The sequence below is a fragment of the Candidatus Thiothrix phosphatis genome (assembly GCF_035668035.1).
Taxonomy (GTDB): Bacteria; Pseudomonadota; Gammaproteobacteria; order Thiotrichales; family Thiotrichaceae; genus Thiothrix; species Thiothrix phosphatis.
Genome location: NZ_JAYMYJ010000042.1, coordinates 1 through 17,368 on the forward strand (window position 1 = coordinate 1; position 17,368 = coordinate 17,368).

At 58.7% G+C, this 17,368-nt stretch carries 22 protein-coding genes; 4 read left to right on the forward strand and 18 right to left on the reverse strand.

The features are described 5' to 3' along the window. Positions 1–154 precede the first annotated feature (154 nt). Positions 155–1,468 carry an HAD family hydrolase gene (locus VSS37_RS04630; RefSeq protein ID WP_324693534.1) on the forward strand — a complete coding sequence of 438 codons (1,314 nt, stop codon included), beginning with the start codon at positions 155–157 and terminating at the stop codon, positions 1,466–1,468. A 57-nt stretch (positions 1,469–1,525) separates the two neighbouring features. Here the strand turns inward: VSS37_RS04630 and hypD are convergent, their stop codons facing one another. Both hypD and VSS37_RS04640 read right to left on the reverse strand, forming a co-directional pair. Continuing rightward, a complete protein-coding gene (gene hypD / locus VSS37_RS04635; protein WP_324693535.1) occupies positions 1,526–2,662 on the reverse strand; it encodes a hydrogenase formation protein HypD in 1,137 nt (378 codons plus the stop codon). Further along, positions 2,659–2,943, reverse strand: a complete 285-nt coding sequence (locus VSS37_RS04640; protein WP_324693536.1) for a HypC/HybG/HupF family hydrogenase formation chaperone — start codon at positions 2,941–2,943, stop codon at positions 2,659–2,661. The genes hypD and VSS37_RS04640 overlap by 4 nt, the downstream gene beginning before the upstream one ends. Positions 2,944–3,062: 119 nt before the next feature. On the opposite strand from VSS37_RS04640, the gene VSS37_RS04645 reads away from it, so the two are divergent. Both VSS37_RS04645 and fghA read left to right on the forward strand, forming a co-directional pair. Further along, positions 3,063–4,172 carry an S-(hydroxymethyl)glutathione dehydrogenase/class III alcohol dehydrogenase gene (locus VSS37_RS04645; protein ID WP_324693537.1) on the forward strand — a complete coding sequence of 370 codons (1,110 nt, stop codon included), beginning with the start codon at positions 3,063–3,065 and terminating at the stop codon, positions 4,170–4,172. Positions 4,173–4,182: 10 nt separating this feature from the next. Then, entirely contained in the window at positions 4,183–5,025 is an 843-nt protein-coding gene (gene fghA / locus VSS37_RS04650; RefSeq protein ID WP_324693538.1) for an S-formylglutathione hydrolase, read from the forward strand. Here fghA and hybE read toward each other — a convergent pair. From hybE to VSS37_RS04730, 14 genes are all read right to left on the reverse strand, one after another. Then, entirely contained in the window at positions 5,022–5,501 is a 480-nt protein-coding gene (hybE, locus tag VSS37_RS04655; RefSeq protein WP_324693539.1) for a [NiFe]-hydrogenase assembly chaperone HybE, read from the reverse strand. The two genes, fghA and hybE, sit on opposite strands and share 4 nt — an antisense overlap. Further along, entirely contained in the window at positions 5,491–5,724 is a 234-nt protein-coding gene (locus tag VSS37_RS04660) for a rubredoxin (protein WP_324693540.1), read from the reverse strand. The genes hybE and VSS37_RS04660 overlap by 11 nt, the downstream gene beginning before the upstream one ends. Further along, positions 5,721–6,584 (reverse strand): hydrogenase expression/formation protein, encoded by an 864-nt coding sequence (locus tag VSS37_RS04665; protein WP_324693541.1) that lies wholly within the window; start codon positions 6,582–6,584, stop codon positions 5,721–5,723. Before VSS37_RS04665 ends, VSS37_RS04660 begins: the two co-directional genes overlap by 4 nt. A gap of 12 nt (positions 6,585–6,596) precedes the next feature. Then, on the reverse strand, positions 6,597–7,031 hold the full coding sequence (locus tag VSS37_RS04670) for a thioredoxin domain-containing protein (RefSeq protein WP_324693542.1): 435 nt from the start codon (positions 7,029–7,031) through the stop codon (positions 6,597–6,599). Next, the gene (locus VSS37_RS04675) at positions 7,028–7,327 is read right to left on the reverse strand and encodes a HypC/HybG/HupF family hydrogenase formation chaperone (RefSeq protein ID WP_324693543.1); all 300 of its coding nucleotides are present in this window, start codon (positions 7,325–7,327) and stop codon (positions 7,028–7,030) included. Before VSS37_RS04675 ends, VSS37_RS04670 begins: the two co-directional genes overlap by 4 nt. Continuing rightward, entirely contained in the window at positions 7,327–7,947 is a 621-nt protein-coding gene (locus VSS37_RS04680; protein WP_324693544.1) for a HyaD/HybD family hydrogenase maturation endopeptidase, read from the reverse strand. Before VSS37_RS04680 ends, VSS37_RS04675 begins: the two co-directional genes overlap by 1 nt. Beyond that, positions 7,944–8,618 carry a Ni/Fe-hydrogenase, b-type cytochrome subunit gene (gene cybH, locus VSS37_RS04685; RefSeq protein WP_324693545.1) on the reverse strand — a complete coding sequence of 225 codons (675 nt, stop codon included), beginning with the start codon at positions 8,616–8,618 and terminating at the stop codon, positions 7,944–7,946. The genes VSS37_RS04680 and cybH overlap by 4 nt, the downstream gene beginning before the upstream one ends. A 3-nt stretch (positions 8,619–8,621) precedes the next feature. Further along, positions 8,622–8,831, reverse strand: a complete 210-nt coding sequence (locus tag VSS37_RS04690; protein WP_324693546.1) for a hypothetical protein — start codon at positions 8,829–8,831, stop codon at positions 8,622–8,624. Positions 8,832–8,846: 15 nt separating this feature from the next. Further along, on the reverse strand, positions 8,847–10,640 hold the full coding sequence (locus VSS37_RS04695) for a nickel-dependent hydrogenase large subunit (protein ID WP_324693547.1): 1,794 nt from the start codon (positions 10,638–10,640) through the stop codon (positions 8,847–8,849). Beyond that, positions 10,640–11,722, reverse strand: coding sequence for a hydrogenase small subunit (locus tag VSS37_RS04700; protein WP_324693548.1), 1,083 nt, complete (start codon positions 11,720–11,722; stop codon positions 10,640–10,642). Before VSS37_RS04700 ends, VSS37_RS04695 begins: the two co-directional genes overlap by 1 nt. A 211-nt stretch (positions 11,723–11,933) precedes the next feature. Continuing rightward, a complete protein-coding gene (gene queE / locus VSS37_RS04705) occupies positions 11,934–12,605 on the reverse strand; it encodes a 7-carboxy-7-deazaguanine synthase (protein ID WP_324693549.1) in 672 nt (223 codons plus the stop codon). Beyond that, positions 12,572–13,657: a 6-carboxytetrahydropterin synthase gene (locus VSS37_RS21920; RefSeq protein ID WP_445971473.1), complete on the reverse strand. Its 1,086-nt coding sequence runs from the start codon at positions 13,655–13,657 to the stop codon at positions 12,572–12,574. Before VSS37_RS21920 ends, queE begins: the two co-directional genes overlap by 34 nt. Further along, a complete protein-coding gene (gene queC / locus VSS37_RS04725; protein WP_324693550.1) occupies positions 13,654–14,349 on the reverse strand; it encodes a 7-cyano-7-deazaguanine synthase QueC in 696 nt (231 codons plus the stop codon). Before queC ends, VSS37_RS21920 begins: the two co-directional genes overlap by 4 nt. Then, positions 14,346–14,864: a glycine cleavage system transcriptional repressor gene (locus VSS37_RS04730; RefSeq protein ID WP_324693551.1), complete on the reverse strand. Its 519-nt coding sequence runs from the start codon at positions 14,862–14,864 to the stop codon at positions 14,346–14,348. Before VSS37_RS04730 ends, queC begins: the two co-directional genes overlap by 4 nt. A gap of 298 nt (positions 14,865–15,162) precedes the next feature. On the opposite strand from VSS37_RS04730, the gene VSS37_RS04735 reads away from it, so the two are divergent. After that, positions 15,163–15,534 (forward strand): CZB domain-containing protein, encoded by a 372-nt coding sequence (locus tag VSS37_RS04735; protein WP_324693552.1) that lies wholly within the window; start codon positions 15,163–15,165, stop codon positions 15,532–15,534. Between the two features lie 27 nt (positions 15,535–15,561). Here VSS37_RS04735 and VSS37_RS04740 read toward each other — a convergent pair whose 3' ends face one another. Together VSS37_RS04740 and VSS37_RS04745 are read right to left on the reverse strand one after the other, a co-directional pair. Further along, positions 15,562–16,950 (reverse strand): nickel-dependent hydrogenase large subunit, encoded by a 1,389-nt coding sequence (locus VSS37_RS04740; protein ID WP_324693554.1) that lies wholly within the window; start codon positions 16,948–16,950, stop codon positions 15,562–15,564. Between the two features lie 77 nt (positions 16,951–17,027). Continuing rightward, positions 17,028–17,243, reverse strand: a complete 216-nt coding sequence (locus VSS37_RS04745) for a hypothetical protein (RefSeq protein ID WP_324693555.1) — start codon at positions 17,241–17,243, stop codon at positions 17,028–17,030. Positions 17,244–17,368 lie beyond the last annotated feature (125 nt).

The window sequence follows — 17,368 nt, forward strand, 5'->3', positions numbered from 1 at the left end:
CAGTGGCCATTATCTCATAATCAGGCGCGGCGGTGGGTTTTTAGAGGTTCCCTATTGATGCGGCATAATGAGGCATCATTTTAACATCCAATCGCAGCCATCTTATGAAGACAAACCTTAGTTTCCATTCCCGCTGCCATGCGGGGCAGGCCACATGATCTGGTTGCCAGTCCTGGTGGCGGGCGGCGCTGTGTATGCAGGCGGCAAGGCGTTGCGGCGTTTCGGCAAGCCGCAGTGGTTTGGACGCAAACCGGCGGGGGATTCCCAACCGGAATTGCAGCAGGCTGACCGTGAGCTGGCGTTGTCAGCGGCGTCCCTGGGCGTGGCGGCGGCGGGGGGATTGCTGCAACTGCCGTTGCTTGGCTGGGTGAGCTTTCCTGTGACGGTGTTCCTGCTGGTGCCGGTCATCCGCGAAGCGGGGCAGGTTCTGGGCAAGCAACGCCGCATCAATGACCAAGTGTTGACCACCACCCGGCTGGCGGTGTGTTCGGTGATGGGGTATACCTTCATTGCGGCGCTGGACGCCGGTTTGCATGCATTGACGCACCGGATGCAAGTCCGCAATGAAGCGGATTGGCGGCAGAGTTTGCAGCGTCATCTGGGGGCAGACGGGCAAGCGTTGACGGGCTGGCTGGAACAGGCTTCCCAATCACCGACCCTTATCCAGCAACAGGGCGAGCGTCTCGGCAGGCAGGCGGCACCGTTGATGCTGGCAACCTGTGTATTGAGCACGCCGGTATTGGGGATCAACCATTCAGCCGCTTTTCTGACCACCTTTTTCGGCGCGCACCTACGCAAGCTGGGGCCTTACACCGCCCGTGAGTTCATGCGTCAGGCGCTGGAGGAGGGGATCGTGCTGACCCATCCGCAATTGCTGGATCAGGCGGTCAGGGTGGATACGCTGGCGTTTGACGGGCGCGTATTGCGTGATGCGCAGGCCGGTGGGCTTGTGCAGGCGTTGCGTCAGCGGCAGTGCGCCGTTTATGTGTTTGACACTGAAGATGAAACGGCCAGCCAGCCGCTGGATGTGGATGGCTGGTTCAACACTGATATGGAGGGCAGGGCGGAGCAGATTCGTCAATGGCGGTCGGCGGGGAAAACGGTCTGTTACATCGGTGACGGTGAAACGGATGCGGCGGCCATGCGGGCGGCGAACCTGCCGGTGATTCAGCGCAAGGGAGCGTTGCGGGTGGAAGGGTTCCCCTGCGTCCTGCTGCCGGGCGCGGATTTGGTTCCTTTGTTTAGGGTTCTGGCGTTGGCGGAGAGTTTCACCAGCCGCCAGCGGTTCAATCTGGTGATGCCTATTGGTGTGGATTTGGTGGATATTTCCACGACCCTGCTGTTGGATTTTGGGCTGGTGTATTCGGTGATGTTCACCTATACCGGCCTGATGTTGGGAATGCACAATGTACGGCAGCCGGAGCCATCTACCCCGACGGCAATGCAATGGTTGCCGTCAACTGCCTGAATGCGCGCCGCTGTAATTTCTGTATAAGGGACTGATGCGGCGCTGGTGTTTTCAGGTTTAGGCGCTGCGTTTCGCCAGTTTGCCGTAAGCGTAATACGCCGCGCAGGAACCTTCCGGCGACACCATCAGCGCCCCTAGCGGTGTCTGTGGGTTGCAACTTGTGCCAAACGCAGGGCATTCCCACGGTTTCATCACCCCGCGCAACACATCGGCGCATTTGAGGTGGGCGGGGTCGTGGGAACTGCTGGCCGCCTGCACGTTGAATTTTTTCTCGGCATCGAAGCCTGCATAAGCCGCACGGATTTGCACACCAGCATCACCGATGTTGCCCAGCCCACGGAATTCGCTGTGCTCGCGGGTTTCGTAGACAGCGTGGATGGCGTGTAAACCCGCTGTATTGCCTGCCTCTGGGACGATGCGCGCATACTGGTTTTCCACATCACAACGGCCTTCAGCCAACTGTTTCACCAGCATCCACATTGCCTGCAAAATATCCAGCGGCTCAAAGCCGGTGATCACCAACGGCTTATGATAATCGTGCGCCACGAATGCATACGGCTGCACGCCGATCACCATGCTGACGTGGCCGGGTGCCAGGAACCCATCCAAGCGCAAATCCGGGTCAGTCAGGATCGCCCGCATGGTGGCAGGCGTGGTGATGTGGTTGCAGAACAGGGAAAAATTCTTCAGCCCTTCGCGCTGCGCCTGCAATAAAGTCAGGGCGGTGCTGGGCATGGTGGTTTCGAAACCCAGCGCAAAAAACACCACCTCACGGTCAGGGTGCTTGCGGGCCAGCGCCAGCGCATCCATCGGCGAATACACCATACGCACATCGCAGCCGTCAGCCTTGGCCTGCAATAGGCTTTTGCGGGTTCCGGGCACCCGCATGGCGTCACCGAAAGTGGTGAAAATAACCCCCGGCTGTTCGGCAATCGCCACACAATCATCCACCCGCGCCATCGGCAACACGCATACTGGGCAGCCGGGGCCGTGCACCATTTCGATAGTGTCCGGCAGCATGGATTCGATGCCGTATTTGAACAAGGTATGAGTGTGCCCGCCGCAAAACTCCATGATTTGCAAGGGTTGGCTTTGGCTACGCTCTACCAACGCCGCTGAGGTGGCCAGTTTGTGGATTTCGTCCACCAGCTTCTTCGCTTTGACAGGGTCGCGGAATTCGTCGATGTATTTCATGCCTGCCCCTCCATTTGCCGCATGGTGTCGAGTTCGGCCTGCATGTCACCAAGCTCCTCCAGCAAGGCCAGAGTGCGGGCGGCTTCCTCCTCATCCAGACGGCTCATGGCGAAACCAACGTGCACCAATACCCAGTCACCCACACAACTTTTCGCCGGATGCTCATCATCAACGATACAAGCGATATTGACCTCACGTTTCACGCCGCCCACATCCACTTTGGCGATCAGGTTGTCAGCATCAACGATTTCGGTAATCTGGCCGGGAATGCCGAGGCACATAAATTTTCTCCTGGTATGGCTGCTTCCAACCTATCCAATACTGTAGGCAGAGGCAATTGACAGCCTGCAACATTGCTTTTAGTTTTGCAATACAGCATAGAAAAGCAGTGGAGGGAATCATGAAATGTCGCGCAGCCGTTGCCTGGGAGCCGAAAAAGCCCCTGGAAATTGAAGAGATCGAAGTTGAAAAACCACGCGAAGGCGAAGTCCTGCTCAAGGTCGTAGCCTCCGGCGTATGCCATACGGACGCGTTCACCCTGTCGGGCGATGACCCGGAAGGCGCATTCCCCTGCATTCTCGGCCACGAAGGCGGCTGCATCGTTGAAGAATGCGGCCCGGGCGTGAAAGGGCTGAAACCCGGCGACCATGTGATCCCGCTGTACATCCCCGAATGCGGCGAATGCGAATATTGCCGCTCCAGCAAAACCAACCTGTGCCAGTCGATTGCCGCCACGGTCTGGACTGGCTATATGCCTGACCGCACCCGCCGCTTCACCTGTAAGGGAAAACCGATTTTCCACTACATGGGCTGCTCCACTTTCTCCGAATACACCGTAGTACCGGAAATCGCCCTGGCCAAGATCAACCCCACGGCACCACTGGATAAAGTCTGCCTGCTTGGCTGCGGCGTCACTACCGGTATCGGCGCGGTGCTGAATACGGCGGAGGTGGAACCCGGTTCCACCGTGGCAGTGTTCGGCCTTGGAGGCATCGGCCTGTCGGTGATCCAAGGCGCGGTCATGGCGCAGGCCGGGCGCATCATTGCCGTCGACATCAACCCCGGCAAATGGGAAATGGCCAAAGCGCTGGGCGCCACCGATTTCGTCAACCCCAAGGACGTGGACGGCTCGGTGGTCGAATACATCAAAGATCTGACCAACGGCGGGGTCGACTACTCCTTCGAATGCATCGGCAATGTGCATGTCATGCGGGATGCGCTGGAATGCACCCACATGGGCTGGGGCGTCTCCACCATTATCGGCGTGGCGGGCGCAGGCCAAGAAATTTCCACCCGCCCCTTCCAACTGGTCACTGGCCGCACCTGGAAAGGCACGGCGTTCGGTGGTGTGAAAGGCCGCTCCGAACTGCCCGGCTACGTCGAGCGCTACCTGCACGGGCAGATCGAACTGGACAGCATGGTCACCCACACCATGCCGCTGGAAGACATCAACCGCGCCTTCGACCTGATGCATGCGGGTGAAAGCATCCGCTCTGTGATCATTTTCTAAGGGCTGTGGCATGAAATTGCTTGAAAGCATCAAGGAATCCGGTGGGTTTCTGAACCGTTACACGCATGAGTCATCCACTTGCAACTGCGATATGACATTCTCCGTCTACCTGCCGCCGCAGGCTGCCGGGAGCAAGGTTCCGGCTTTGTATTGGCTCTCCGGCCTGACCTGCACCGACGACAATTTCCGCGTCAAAGCAGGCGCGCAACGTTACGCCGCCGAACATGGCATTGCCTTGGTCATCCCCGACACTAGCCCGCGCGGGGAAAACGTGCCAGATATGCCGGAACGTTACGACCTTGGTCAGGGAGCCGGTTTCTACGTCAACGCCACCCAGGAGCCATGGTCAACGCATTACCACATGTATGACTACGTGACCGCCGAATTGCCAGCATTGGTGGAAAAACATCTGCCATTGATCCCCGGCTTGCGCTCCATCAGTGGACATTCCATGGGTGGGCATGGAGCCTTGGTCTGTGCGCTGAAAAACCCTGGCATGTACCGCTCGGTTTCTGCTTTCGCGCCGATTTGCCATCCGCTGGAATGCGGCTGGGGGCAGGGCTGCTTTTCCGCTTATCTGGGCGAAGATAAATCCCGGTGGGAAGCGTATGACGCCACCTGCCTGATCAAGGCTGGTGCCACCATGCCGGAAATTCTTGTCGACCAGGGCACCGCCGACGAGTTTCTGGAGGCAGGCCAGTTATTGCCGGAAAGTTTGGTGGAAGCCTGTCATCAAACCGAGGTTCCACTCAGCCTGCATAGGCAGGAAGGTTATGACCACAGCTACCATTTTATCGCCACGTTTATTGGCGAACACATCGCTTGGCACGCCAAAGCCCTGCATGCGGGCTAGGCAAATTTTCCCCTCAGGAAATCCCGGCGGGAGCAGGTGTTTCCCTTTGCAGGTTTCGGCGGCATTGCTTCGGGTCTGGCTGCGTGCATCCGCCCATCCATGAGCGCCAGCATCACATGTTGGGCGGTCAGCACCGCCGCCGCCTGACTTTCAAACTGCAACACCGGCGAAAACAACGAACAGGCATAAAAATTTCCCACCGCAGGCACATGGCTGCGGCAGAATTCATAGTCTCCGGCAGGTAGCCCAAGCACTATCTCATCCGTTGCAACCGCGTCCTGTTCCGTTGGGGGCAACCACACCAGATTGATGAACCACGGGCTGACCAAAACGCCCAGCAAACCATCCTCAAACGGCTGAAACCCAATGGCTTCAACTTGCAAGCGCGGGTTCAGGATCGGCACATCCTGCATTCGTGTGCTCTGTACCTCGCGAAAATGAGCCTCCAATGCGGTGATTCGTGGGTCAGCCTGCATCCTGCACAACCATGAACTGCTGCTTGTCGCCGTCGCATTCGGGGCAACGCCAATGATCCGGCAAGGCGGCGAATGGCGTCCCGGCAGGGATCTGCCAGTAGTCATCCCCTACCGCCGGATCGTAGACATGCCAGCAGATTTTGCATTCCATGCGCGCATCCGCCGGAATGCGGTCAGCGTGGCCGAGATAGGAGCCTTCAAACGTATCCAGCAACCCGCTCATTGCAGCGCCTCGCGGATTTCACGCAAACGCCCGGCGCTGTCTTCCAGGTCTTCCGGCGAAGCACAGGCAACCAACGGCACTTCCACCACTTCCAAGGTATTCAGGATCAGCGTGTCGGTGGAATTGAAATACTGCACCCACCAGACATCCTCGACATTGCTGGCGGTGACCCGGCAATTGCCATAGCCACGCGACAAGATTGCGACCTTGCCCACGCCAAGTTGTTGGCTCAACAGGCTGAGGTCATCTTCCGTCAGTGGCAGCAGCGTCAGGTTGATCACATGGCCAAAATTCTGCTTTTGCACTTGTTCCTGCAATTCGGCCAGCAGCCATGGGGCATTGATGACGGTTTCCGGCAGGCTGGAGGCCTTCGCCAGCGGCACATCCGGCAGCGCATCGTCGAATGTGCTTTCACGCACCAACTGGGGGATCATGCCGATTTCCAGTGTCTCGCGGTGGCAGGTTTTATCCGCGTCCAGCGTGCGATGCCACCAGACGCCGGGCAGGCTGCATTCCTGGATTTCGATATGCCCGCCATCGCCGGTATCAAACAATACGCTGACTTCGCCTTCTGCCAGGATTTGCGCCAGCAACTTCTTGTCAGCGGCGTTTACGCCTTCCAGTGGCAGGAAACGCTCCGTACCTGCGCCGCCCGCCACCCGCCGATCCAGCAAATCCTGCAATTGCTGCAACAGTGTCAGCACATGGGGGTGGGCCTGCAAATCCTCGTTTTCCGGCAGCACGGCCTGATGGTAGACATGCATGTCCTTGGGCATGGGGAGATAGTCCAGCGCTTCGCTTTCAGCCGGTTGGGAACCAACCCCGATGACAGGAATACCCAACAAATGCATAGTGCTCATTTCACACGTTCCTCAATAGCAACTCGCCGACATTTGTGCGCCGATGATGGGGATGCCGAAACCGGGCGCTTTGGCAGGCGAGGGGGCGTTCAACAGGGAATTGATCTTGCTTAGGTAGACATCCCAATCACGCATCCGCGCAATATGGCCGAGGTATTCGCCATGGCGGAAAAACAGCAAAACTGGCCATTCACTGATGCTATATTTCGCCGCCAGTGTTTTGGCAAATTCCAGATCCGCCACGGATGCGCGTAAACGGCCCTGGAAAATTTTCATGAACTCCGGCAATACGATCGCCACATCCAGGGTTTCGGGGTAATGCTGCGGATTGGCGGCGAGAAAAACGACGCTGTTTTTCAACGGTTTGGCGAATGCCATCAGACTATCCTGCCCAGTCAGCAGGGGGTAACCAAGATCAGTGGTCAAACGGTCAAGCAGATTGCTCATTTGGGGGTCCTCAAATGTTCCGGTAATTGCGGCTCACGCTCAATCAGGTCAGCAAAGAAATGTTCAAAGCCCTGTCCCTCGCGGATGGCTGCCAGCGCCTGCACAGCTTGCAGGATTTGCTTTGCGCGTTCGGCGGGCAGGTGTTCGCGCGCCGCACCCTTATAGACTAGCACCCAATCGCCTTCCTGAAGACTACCCAGCAGTGAAATATCGACATTTTCCCGGTGCTCTTTTTCACCACATAAAGCCATCCAGCCATCGATCGCCATTATCTGCATGGGGATACCGATGCACATCAGCCCGCCAACCTTGCCAAAAAGCGTTCGTCCCCGATACGGCAGGCATCGCTTTCCGTGGGGCGGTTGGCTTCGTAATCGTGGATATGCAAGGCGCTGTGACCGGACTGGCCTGTAAGCAACGGTTCAGTGCGCGGCGTGGCGTGTACGCCCAACTTGCCCAGCCAATCGAGCGCCGCCTGGATCGCAGGCCCGATCTGCGCTTTCACCGCCGAGCGCAGGCTGCCGCCGAAATCGTCCAGCTCCACCGGCTGCACACCGACCAACAGCAGGTGTTTGGGGTAACGGCCCAGCAATTGCGCCATCGCCAGCACTTCCTGGAAGCCGGTCTGGTGCAGGCTCATCTTTTTCGCCCCCATGAAACTGGGCACGTCATTGTCTTCCACCAGCTTGAGCGTGCCGGGTTCCAGGCCGTAATCAATGGCGTCGAACACCAGCAGGATGTCAGCCTCCTCAACATGCTGCACCAGGTAAATGCCTTGGGTGCCGCCATCCAACAATTGCACATTGGGAGGGAAGCGGTAGTGCGCGTGCAGGTGTTCAACCGTGCGCACGCCAAACCCCTCATCCGCCCACAGCAAATTGCCAATGCCCAGGATCAAGACCCTCGGTGCGCTCATGGGCGGTCATCCTTGAACATGCGCCAGCCGCTGATCATGGTGCTGACCAGGCTCTGGCGGGACATGATGTCTTCGCGGATCGCCACATACACATGAACCATGACAAACACGACGATGAACCACATGCCCAAGTGGTGCCAAGTATGCACATCCTGGCTTTGGCCGAACAGCGGGATCACCCAGCCGAAGAAAAAGTCGAACCAACTGCCTTTTCCTGCCCCTTCGCTGTACAGCGCAAAGCCGGTGATGACCATGAACAAGCTGGTCAGCGTTGGCATCAGGAACATGCCCAGTTGCGCCAGCGGGTTGTGGCCGACGTACTTGTGCGGTTCTTTTTCCAGGAACAAGTACCAGCGCAATTCAAACCAGGCTTCTTTCCAGAAGGCCTTATTGAAAATCGGTAGGCGGAACAGTTGTTTGGCGTGGTGGTTGCCCACGAATGACCAATAGAAACGCCCCAGGAAACCGATGGCGAACACAAATGCCGCCGCAAAATGGGCGAAACGGATGTAACCCATCAGGAAATTGGCGCTCGCCTCGCCCGGCATGGTTGGCAATGGGCTACCGATAAAGTAGCCCGTCACCGCCAGGACGAGAATGGCGAAAGCATTGATCCAGTGCCACAAACGCACCGGCGCTTCATAGACATAAACGGCTTGTTGCGTTGCCATGGTTCACCTCCCGCGTTTGACGCTCCAGACGGCACCAACGGCCAGCAGCAAGGCCACTGCCGCTATGGCGCCAAAGTGGAAAGGGCTGGAAAAAAAATGTTCCAGCAATCCCCAGCCATCCAGGCTGGTGTGGGGGCCAGGGTGCGCCAACGCCTTATCCGCCAGCGGCAGGAGCGCGAGCGGGGCAAGGTGGTTGCTGTTCAGTTTCAGCATGATGGTTACTCCTCCTTAGCGTATCTTGATGTTGGCCATTTCCTGGCCATCCGGGCTCATCACATGGGTGGAGCACGCCAGGCACGGGTCGAAACTGTGCAGGGTGCGCAGGATTTCCAGCGGCTGGTCGGCCACTTCCACCTTGGTGTTCATCAGGGAGGCTTCAAACGCGCCGATATTGCCAGCCGGGTTGCGCGGCGAACCGTTCCAGGTGGTCGGCACCACGCATTGGTAGTTTTTGATCTTGCCTTTCTCAATGACAACCCAGTGCCCCAGCGCGCCGCGTGGTGCTTCGGTGAAGCCCACGCCTTTGGCGGATTTTGGCCAGCTTGCCGGGTCCCACTTGTCGATATTGGCGGTGGCGAGGTCGCCCGCCTTGATGTTGGCCATCAGCTTGTCCTGGAAATAACGCATCTTGTGCGCCGCCCAAGAAGCTTCCAGCCCACGCGCGGCGGTGCGGCCCAGGGTGGAGAACAGCGCCTCCAGCGGCAGTTTGAGGACGGACAGCAGCCGCTCGGTTGGCTCCTTGAATTCCGGGTTGCCCTGCACATAGCCGATGATGTAACGCGCCAGCGGGCCGACTTCCATCGCATGGCCTTTCCAGCGCGGCGCCTTGATCCAGGAATACTTGGCGGCTTCGTCGAGTGATTCGATATTGGTGCGGGTTCCCTTGGTGTTGGCGCCCAGCGCGAAGTTCGGCTCGGTGACGCCATCCCACGGGTGCAGGCCCTTGCTTTCATCCGGGTACTGGTACCAGGAATGGGTGACAAATTCTTGGATCTCATCCGGGTTGCGCAGGTCGACCGGATGGATTTCCTGCAATTTGCCGTTGATGATGGCGCCATGCGGCAACAGCAGGTTGTTGGGGGAATAATCATTGGCCTTGTCGGGAATGTCGCCGTAAGACATGACCGAGGTGGACGACAAGCCGCCGCCATACAGCCAGCCCTTGTAGAAGGAGGCGATCGCAATCAGGTCTGGGATGTAAACCTTGTCGATGAACTCAATCGTCTGGTCAATGATGCTGGAAACCAGGTTCAGGCGCTCGATATTCACCGCGCCCACCGCGCCGGTATCGTGCACATTGATCGCGCAAGGCATGCCACCGACCAACCAGTTCGGATGCGGGTTCTTGCCACCGTAGATGGTGTGGATCTTGACGATTTCCTTCTGGAAATCCAGCGCCTCCAGGTAGTGGGTCACCGCCATCAGGTTGGCTTCCGGCGGCAGCTTGTAAGCCGGGTTGCCCCAGTAGCCATTCATGAACGGGCCAAGCTGGCCGGATTCGACGAACTTTTTGATGCGGTTCTGCACATCACGGAAATAGCCGGGCGAGGACTTTGGCCAGCTGGAAACGCTCTGCATCAGCTCGGAAGTCGCTTTCGGGTCAGCCTTCAGCGCCGACACCACATCCACCCAATCGAGCGCATGCAAATGGTAGAAATGCACCAGATGGTCATGCGCCTGCAAGGTCAACTGCATGATATTGCGGATGGAGTTGGCGTTTTCCGGAATCTGGATGCCCAGTGCATCTTCCACCGCACGCACAGAAGTCAGCGCGTGCGTGCCGGTGCAAACGCCGCATATCCGCTCGGTAAACGCCCAAGCGTCACGCGGGTCACGGCCACGCAGGATCACTTCCAGCCCGCGCCACATGGTGCCGGTGGAAACCGCATTGCGGATCATATTGTTGTCATCAAGGTTCACTTCGCAGCGCATGTGGCCTTCGATGCGCGTGACCGGGTCGACCACCACGCGGCGGCCACTATTGTCCAGACTGAAACCGTTGGGTGTATTGGTTGCGCCCATTATTGGTCACCTCCCTTGTCCTTGCGTTGCGCGTGTTTGACGGCGCTGATGGCGGCGTGTGCGGCGATCGCCGCGCCCACCACGCCTGCCACACCCATGCCGACTTCATCGGCGTTGGCTTCGATGCCGAACTGCTTGATATTGGTCAGGCGGTTGTAGAAGCTGCCTTTGTCCCAGAACCCGTCTTCGGAACAGCCAATACAGCCATGGCCGGACTGGATGGGGAAGGAAACGCCGCCATTCCAGCGGGTGGTGGAGCAGGCGTTGTAGGTGGTCGGGCCTTTGCAGCCGACTTTGTACAGGCAATAGCCTTTGCGGGCGGATTCGTCATCCCACGCTTCCACAAACTGCCCGGCGTCGAAGTGCGGGCGGCGATAGCATTTGTCATGGATACGCTGGCCGTAGAACATTTTCGGGCGGCCTTGGCGGTCAAGCTCAGGAATACGGTCGAAGGTGAGCATATAAGCCACCACCCCGGTCATGACTTCCGCAATCGGCGGGCAGCCCGGCACCTTGATGATCGGCTTGTCGGTGATGACTTTGTGCACCGGCGTGGCGCGGGTCGGGTTCGGCGCGGCGGCTTGCACGCAACCCCAGGAAGCGCAGGAACCCCAGGAAATGATCGCCTTGCAATCCTTGGCGACGCGGCGCAGCTTTTCCACGAATGGCTTGCCCGACTGGATGCAGAACATGCCGTCTTCGTTGAGTGGCGGGTTGCCCTCGACTGCAAGGATGTAATTGCCTTTGTACTTCTCAATGATCTCGTCGAGGATCGCTTCCGCCTGATGCCCGGCGGACGCCATCAGCGTGTCGTCGTAATCCAGCGAAATCATCGACAGCACCACATCCTTCGCCAAGGGGTGCGCGGAACGGATAAACGATTCCGAGCAGCAGGTGCATTCCAACCCATGCAGCCACAAAACGGGCGTGCGCGGCTTGGTTTCCATGGCTTCGGCGATTTTGGGCGCAAATGCAGGCCCCAGCCCCAGAGCGGCGGCTGTCAGACTGCAAAATTTCAGGAAGCTGCGACGGGTGATGCCCTGACGGCGCATCACCTCGTAAAAGGTTTCTAGTTCTGGCATGTGGCTCCTCCAACCAACGGTTCGCTATTACCAGCAAGGTAATCCCTGCAAACCAAGCAAATTTCGCGCCACTTATTTATATATTTGTTTTTGAAAAGTTTATGAGCGATTTTTAGTGTGTGTATGGAAAGATTGTTTGCACTCCAGTGCCTGGTGCTGGCAACGGCATTGCCACCCGAAAAAACCAAGGCAGATGAATTGCGTGGCCGTGTTAGGGGATGCCCAGCAGCTTGTGTGTCTGTATGCCCAGTTTCCACTGCGGGTGTTGCAGGCAATAGGCGACCGCCGCTTGCAGATGCTGCGCCTGTTGCGGCCCATCCAGCGCTTGCAGGTAGAAATGCCGGAAATCCAGCCCGGCGAACTGTTCCGGCGGTGCCAATGGCTGCGGGTAAACCAGTTTCAGCTCATCGCCCTGCGTCGCCACTAGCGGTGCAGCGGCCTTGGGGCTGACACACAGCCAGTCGACGCCCGGTGGGACAGGCTGGGTGCCGTTGGTTTCCACCGCGATTTCGAAGCCGCGTGCGTGCATGGCGCTGGTCAGCGCCGCATCCAGTTGCAGCAACGGTTCGCCGCCGGTGAACACCACGAAGCGGTTGACATCCTGTTGCACGCCAGCCAGCCACAGGCGTTCGATCTGCTGTGCAAGCGCGTCGGCGCTGTGGAATTTGCCGCCGTTTTCCCCATTGGTGCCGACGAAATCGGTGTCGCAGAAATCGCACACGGCTGTGCGCCGGTCTTGCTCACGCCCTGACCACAGGTTGCAGCCCGCAAAGCGGCAGAACAGGGCAGGGCGGCCAGTGTGGAAGCCTTCGCCTTGCAGGGTGTAAAACATTTCCTTGACGGAATAGGTCACACCGGCAGCCCCGGCTCGTGTTCGCCCCACGACAGCACCACGCCGCAGCCCGGCGTTTCGTACAAATCGATGCGGTCAAGCTGCGGCAGGCCGGGGCTGGCCTGGGTGCGTATCCAGCGGGCGAGGCCGGGCGGGTCAGGCTCATCCAATCCCGGCAGTTCGTTCAGGCAGTGGTGGTCCAACTGCTGGTAAAGCGGGGTGAACAGTTGCTTCACATCGCCATAATCGACCGTCCAGCCCATCACTGCATCCAGCGGCGAGGTCAGGTGCAGGCGCAGCAGGTAACTGTGCCCGTGCAGGCGGCGCACCCCTGCGTCGGGGGCGGCACGTTCCAGGTGCAAGGCGCTTTCAAAGCGCTGGTCTTTCCAGATGCGGTAACGCTGGCCGTCGTAGTGGCAGCCAGCGGTGACGGTTTCGTACACGCTCACCCAGGACAGCGCCTCCAGTTCCGGCTTGAGGCGCGCCCACAGCCAGGCGGCCAGCATTTCGCTGGTGGGGTTTTCCAGCCCCGGAATGTCGTTCAGGCAATGGTGGTGAAGCTGCGCATGCAGGGGGAGCCAGACGGCTTCCAGGCGGTCGAAATCCACCCCCATGTCCTGCGCCTGCACATTTTGGTTGGCGTGCAGGATGACTTCAAAGCCGTGGCCATGCATGCGTCCGCACTGATGCCCCGGCGGCACCTGTGGCAGGCGGTGGGCGGCCTCGAAACGGAAACGCCGCCAGATATGGGCGTTGTCCTGCAAATCCAGGTCAGCGCCCTGATGGCGGGTGCTTTGCACGCCGACGGACGCGACGCCGGGCAACGCCATGCGGGCGCGCACCCAACGCGCCAGATTTTCATCCGTCGGCATCGGCAGGAACTGGTTGAGGTCGTTGTAATCCAGCGGCGCGACGCATTCGCCCAACTGGCGGCGCAGGGCTTCCACTGATGCGGCGTTTTGCACGCGCAGTTTGGCGAGGAAGCTGTGCCCGTGCAGGCGGCGGGCGCAATGGCCAACCGGCAACGGCGAACCTTGCGGGTTTTCAATCCGGCAGGCGGCCTCGAACGGGGCGGCGGCGGTGTAAAACAGGGTTTCGTTCATGCCTGCGCGCCAAACTTGGCCAGCAGTGGGTCAGGCGCGCCTGCCTCCAGGAAGCCTTTCGCCCGCAACAGGCAGGAGTCGCATTGCCCACACGGTTTGCCGTTTGCGTCCGGGTCATAGCAACTGCTGGTGAGGCTGTAATCCACCCCCAGCGCCAGCCCCTGACGGATGATGTCGGCCTTGCTCAAGTGGATCAGCGGCGTGTGGATGCTGAGTGTGTGGCCTTCCACGCCGGTTTTGGTGGCGAGGTTGGCCATGTTTGCGAAGGCGGCAATGAATTCCGGGCGGCAATCGGGGTAGCCGGAGTAATCAAGCGCGTTGACGCCGATGAAAATGTGCTGCGCTTCCAGCACTTCCGCCCAACCGAGCGCAAAGGAAAGGAAGATGGTGTTGCGGGCTGGCACATAGGTCACCGGGATGCTGTGTTCCATGCTGGCGGCGTCCCGGCCTTTGGGCACTTCAATGTCGGCGGTCAGCGCCGAGCCGCCGAACGCGCGCAGGTTGATGTCGGCAATGACGTGTTCCTCGACCTGCATGGCTTGGGCGACCTGCCGGGCGGATTCCAGTTCGATGCTGTGGCGCTGGCCGTAGCGGAAGGACAGCGCGTAGGGGGCGAAACCTTGTGCTTTGGCGATGGCGAGGACGGTGGTGGAGTCCAGTCCGCCACTGAGCAGGATGACGGCCTTGTTCATGAAGCGTTGAAGGTCAGGTCGACCATGAGCGGGTCAGGGAGGTTTTCGAACGCGCCTTGCACGTCTTCCGGCGTGACGCCCGCTGGCAGCGCCAGCCGCAGGTTGGCGTAAAACAGCAGTTCACCGGACATCGGCGCGGCGCGCTGTTCGCTTTCCAGCTCCTCGATATTGATGTTGAGGGCGGCCAACTGGCGGGTGATGTCGTGGATGATGCCGGGGCGGTCGTGGCCCAGCAGCTCCAGCGTCAGCGGCGTGCGGGATTCATGGGGTTCCGCTTCGCTTTGCTGCGCCAGGATGCGCAGGCCGTCGGTTTGCAGCGCGTCGAGCGCTTGCAGCAATGCACCAAGCTGTTCTTCGGCGATGACGACATGCGCCAGCCCGGCGAACTGTCCGGCCAAACGCACCATGCGGCTTTCCTGCCAATTGCCATGATGCGCCTTGACCGCTTCGGAAATGGATTTGACCAGCCCGGCGCGGTCGGGGCCGAGGACAGTCAGTACCAGGGATGTTTGCATGGGATGCCTTTTCAGTATGGGTGGATTGCCGAAAGTATAATACATCTGCGTATTTCGGGAAAAACACACGGCTTATCCGCCACTTTATCCGGATGTCTAATATGTATTACATGTGCAGGCCGTGCACTGGGCAAAAATGTCAGTAAAAAAATACAGCAATTAAAAGGCTGGATAATTTTTCTTCATTGGTTGAGAATTGTCAAACCTTTGCTTTTTAGTTAATGGATATACTTTTACACTGTTCAAATTATCTTCATTTTGGTAGGTATTTTTTTCTTAAAAATAGGGATTCTGATATATGGGCAACAACAGTGCTTTTTTTATGCAGCGCTTGAATGATCACATCCAATACCTTGGCCGGGTCACCAGGACATTGGCGGACAAGGATGATTTTCATGGGACAGACTGCCATTCCTGCAAGCTAGGCAGATGGATAGACAGTAGTGGCAGGGAGGATGTTGTCGCCCATGCGCCGCATGCTGAGGGCTTGTTTGAACGGTTGGTTGAACGCCATGAATACTTCCATTCGGTCAGCAATGAGGTGTTGGCCAAACATCAGGTGGGCGATACGGTCAACTGCTACCGCGCCATGACGGAAATGCACAAGGTGTCTGGCCAACTGGTCAGCCTGCTGTTGGATATTGACCGCAAGGTCAAAGTGGCGGCCTGATTCTTGCCCAATAACTTCGTAGCCAGATCAATGCGCAGTGCAAACCATGCAAGGGTCAAACGAACGCACGATGTGCTGCACACTGATTGGCTCGCTTTCACCAGAACGGACAGGCGCATTCACCAGCGCCTGCTCCAGCGCACCGGGCGCGCCGTTGCGGTCGCGTGGGGAAAAATTCCAGCTGGTCGGCGCAATGATCTGGTAGTTGAGGATGTATTGGTTGCGCACCGTTACCCAATGTCCCAGGCTGCCGCGCGCAGCCTCCACCAACCCGGCACCGCTGGCATCCGCCGGTATCTTGGCGGGTTGGTAAAACCGTTCGCCAGGGCGGATGTTCCGAATCCAGTTCTCCATCTGCGGCACAACCAAGGCCAGTTCCAGCAAGCGGGCAACCACCCGGTTTTGCACATTGCCACCGGCTTGGGCAACCAGTGCGCGGATCAGCGGATGCCCGTCAACCATCTGCCGCGCCAGTGCGCCGGTTTCGACAACCTGCCCGGCTAGGCGCGGTGCCTTGTTCCAACTGTAGGCTTCCGCCTTGCTGTAATCGGGCAGCGTCATTCCACGGCTGGGATGCAGCGGTTCGGCACCGCCACCCATCCAACTGGCATGCAGGTCTTCGCGGATTTCCCCGAAAGGGATGGCCTGCACACTGCCTGTGTCCGGCTGCCATACGCCTTGCGCGAACAGGTGCGCGCCCTCATTCCCTACCTGCCGGTATGCGCCGTAGCTCATAAAACGGTCAGTCGCCCGCCCCAGCTTGTCGAGTTCCAACTCATGGGCAAGATGCAGGAAATGGCGAAAATCACCGCCAGCCGGATTGCCGCTTTCCCGCCAATTTTCCAGCGCAGCAATGGAGTCGAGCGTGGCCACAGCCTCCAGCGTGTCGCCAAACAGCGTGGCTTCCAGGAAACGGCGGAACTGCTGCACGACCGTCAGCAGGCGGATTTTTTCACGGCTATCAACACCCTTGTTCACCCCACCGGGTTGCAGGTTGAGGGTATGCGGCCAATGCCCGCCAAGCGTACCCATCAGGTGCATGAAGGCAGCACGGGCAGGCAGGATTTCACGCGCCGCCGTCCCTTTGATGGCGGTGAAGCGGTTGGCGGCAGCGGCATGCCAACGTTCCCCCGCATAGACTTCGCGGGCAAAATCCGGCATGAAAAACAGGTAGAAATGCGTCAGATGGTCGGCAAGGTTTTCGCAGGCCAACAGCAGGTTGAGGCAGTGTTGCCCGTTGGGCGGGGCGGTGACGCCCGCCATATCAGCCAAGGCGTAGGCAGCGGCAACCGATTGGGAAACAGAGCAAATGCCGCAGATGCGCGGGGTGATGGCCAGGGCATCGTCGGGCACCTTGCCTTGCATGATCTGTTCGAAACCGCGATAGAGCGGCGCGCGCACCCAGGCTTTGAGCACACGGCCACCCCCTGTGTCGAGCTGGACCTCAAGGTCACCTTCGACACGGTTAAACGGGCCGAGAAGGGTTCGGCCCTTTATTTGCTGACCATCTGTTCGCATTCTGCGATCAGGTCATCCAGCACCTGGACGGCTGTTTTGGCTTCCGCCTTGATCTCTTTCAGGAAGTCCAGTTCACTCTTGCTGACTTCACCGTCTTTTAAAACCAGCTCCCGCAGCAAGTCCACTTCCTTGATGCTGATATGCCCATCGCCCAGCACAAAGCCCTTGGCCACTTTACGCCATTCCGCCATAACGCATTACTCCTTCTTTAGCATTTGTTTAAATGAATGAAATTTAAAGACATTCCTCGAAATGGAATGTTGGGTCTGATTATCCTTAAATCAGCCGGTTGAAACAATGTTTGGCAGGTGATGAA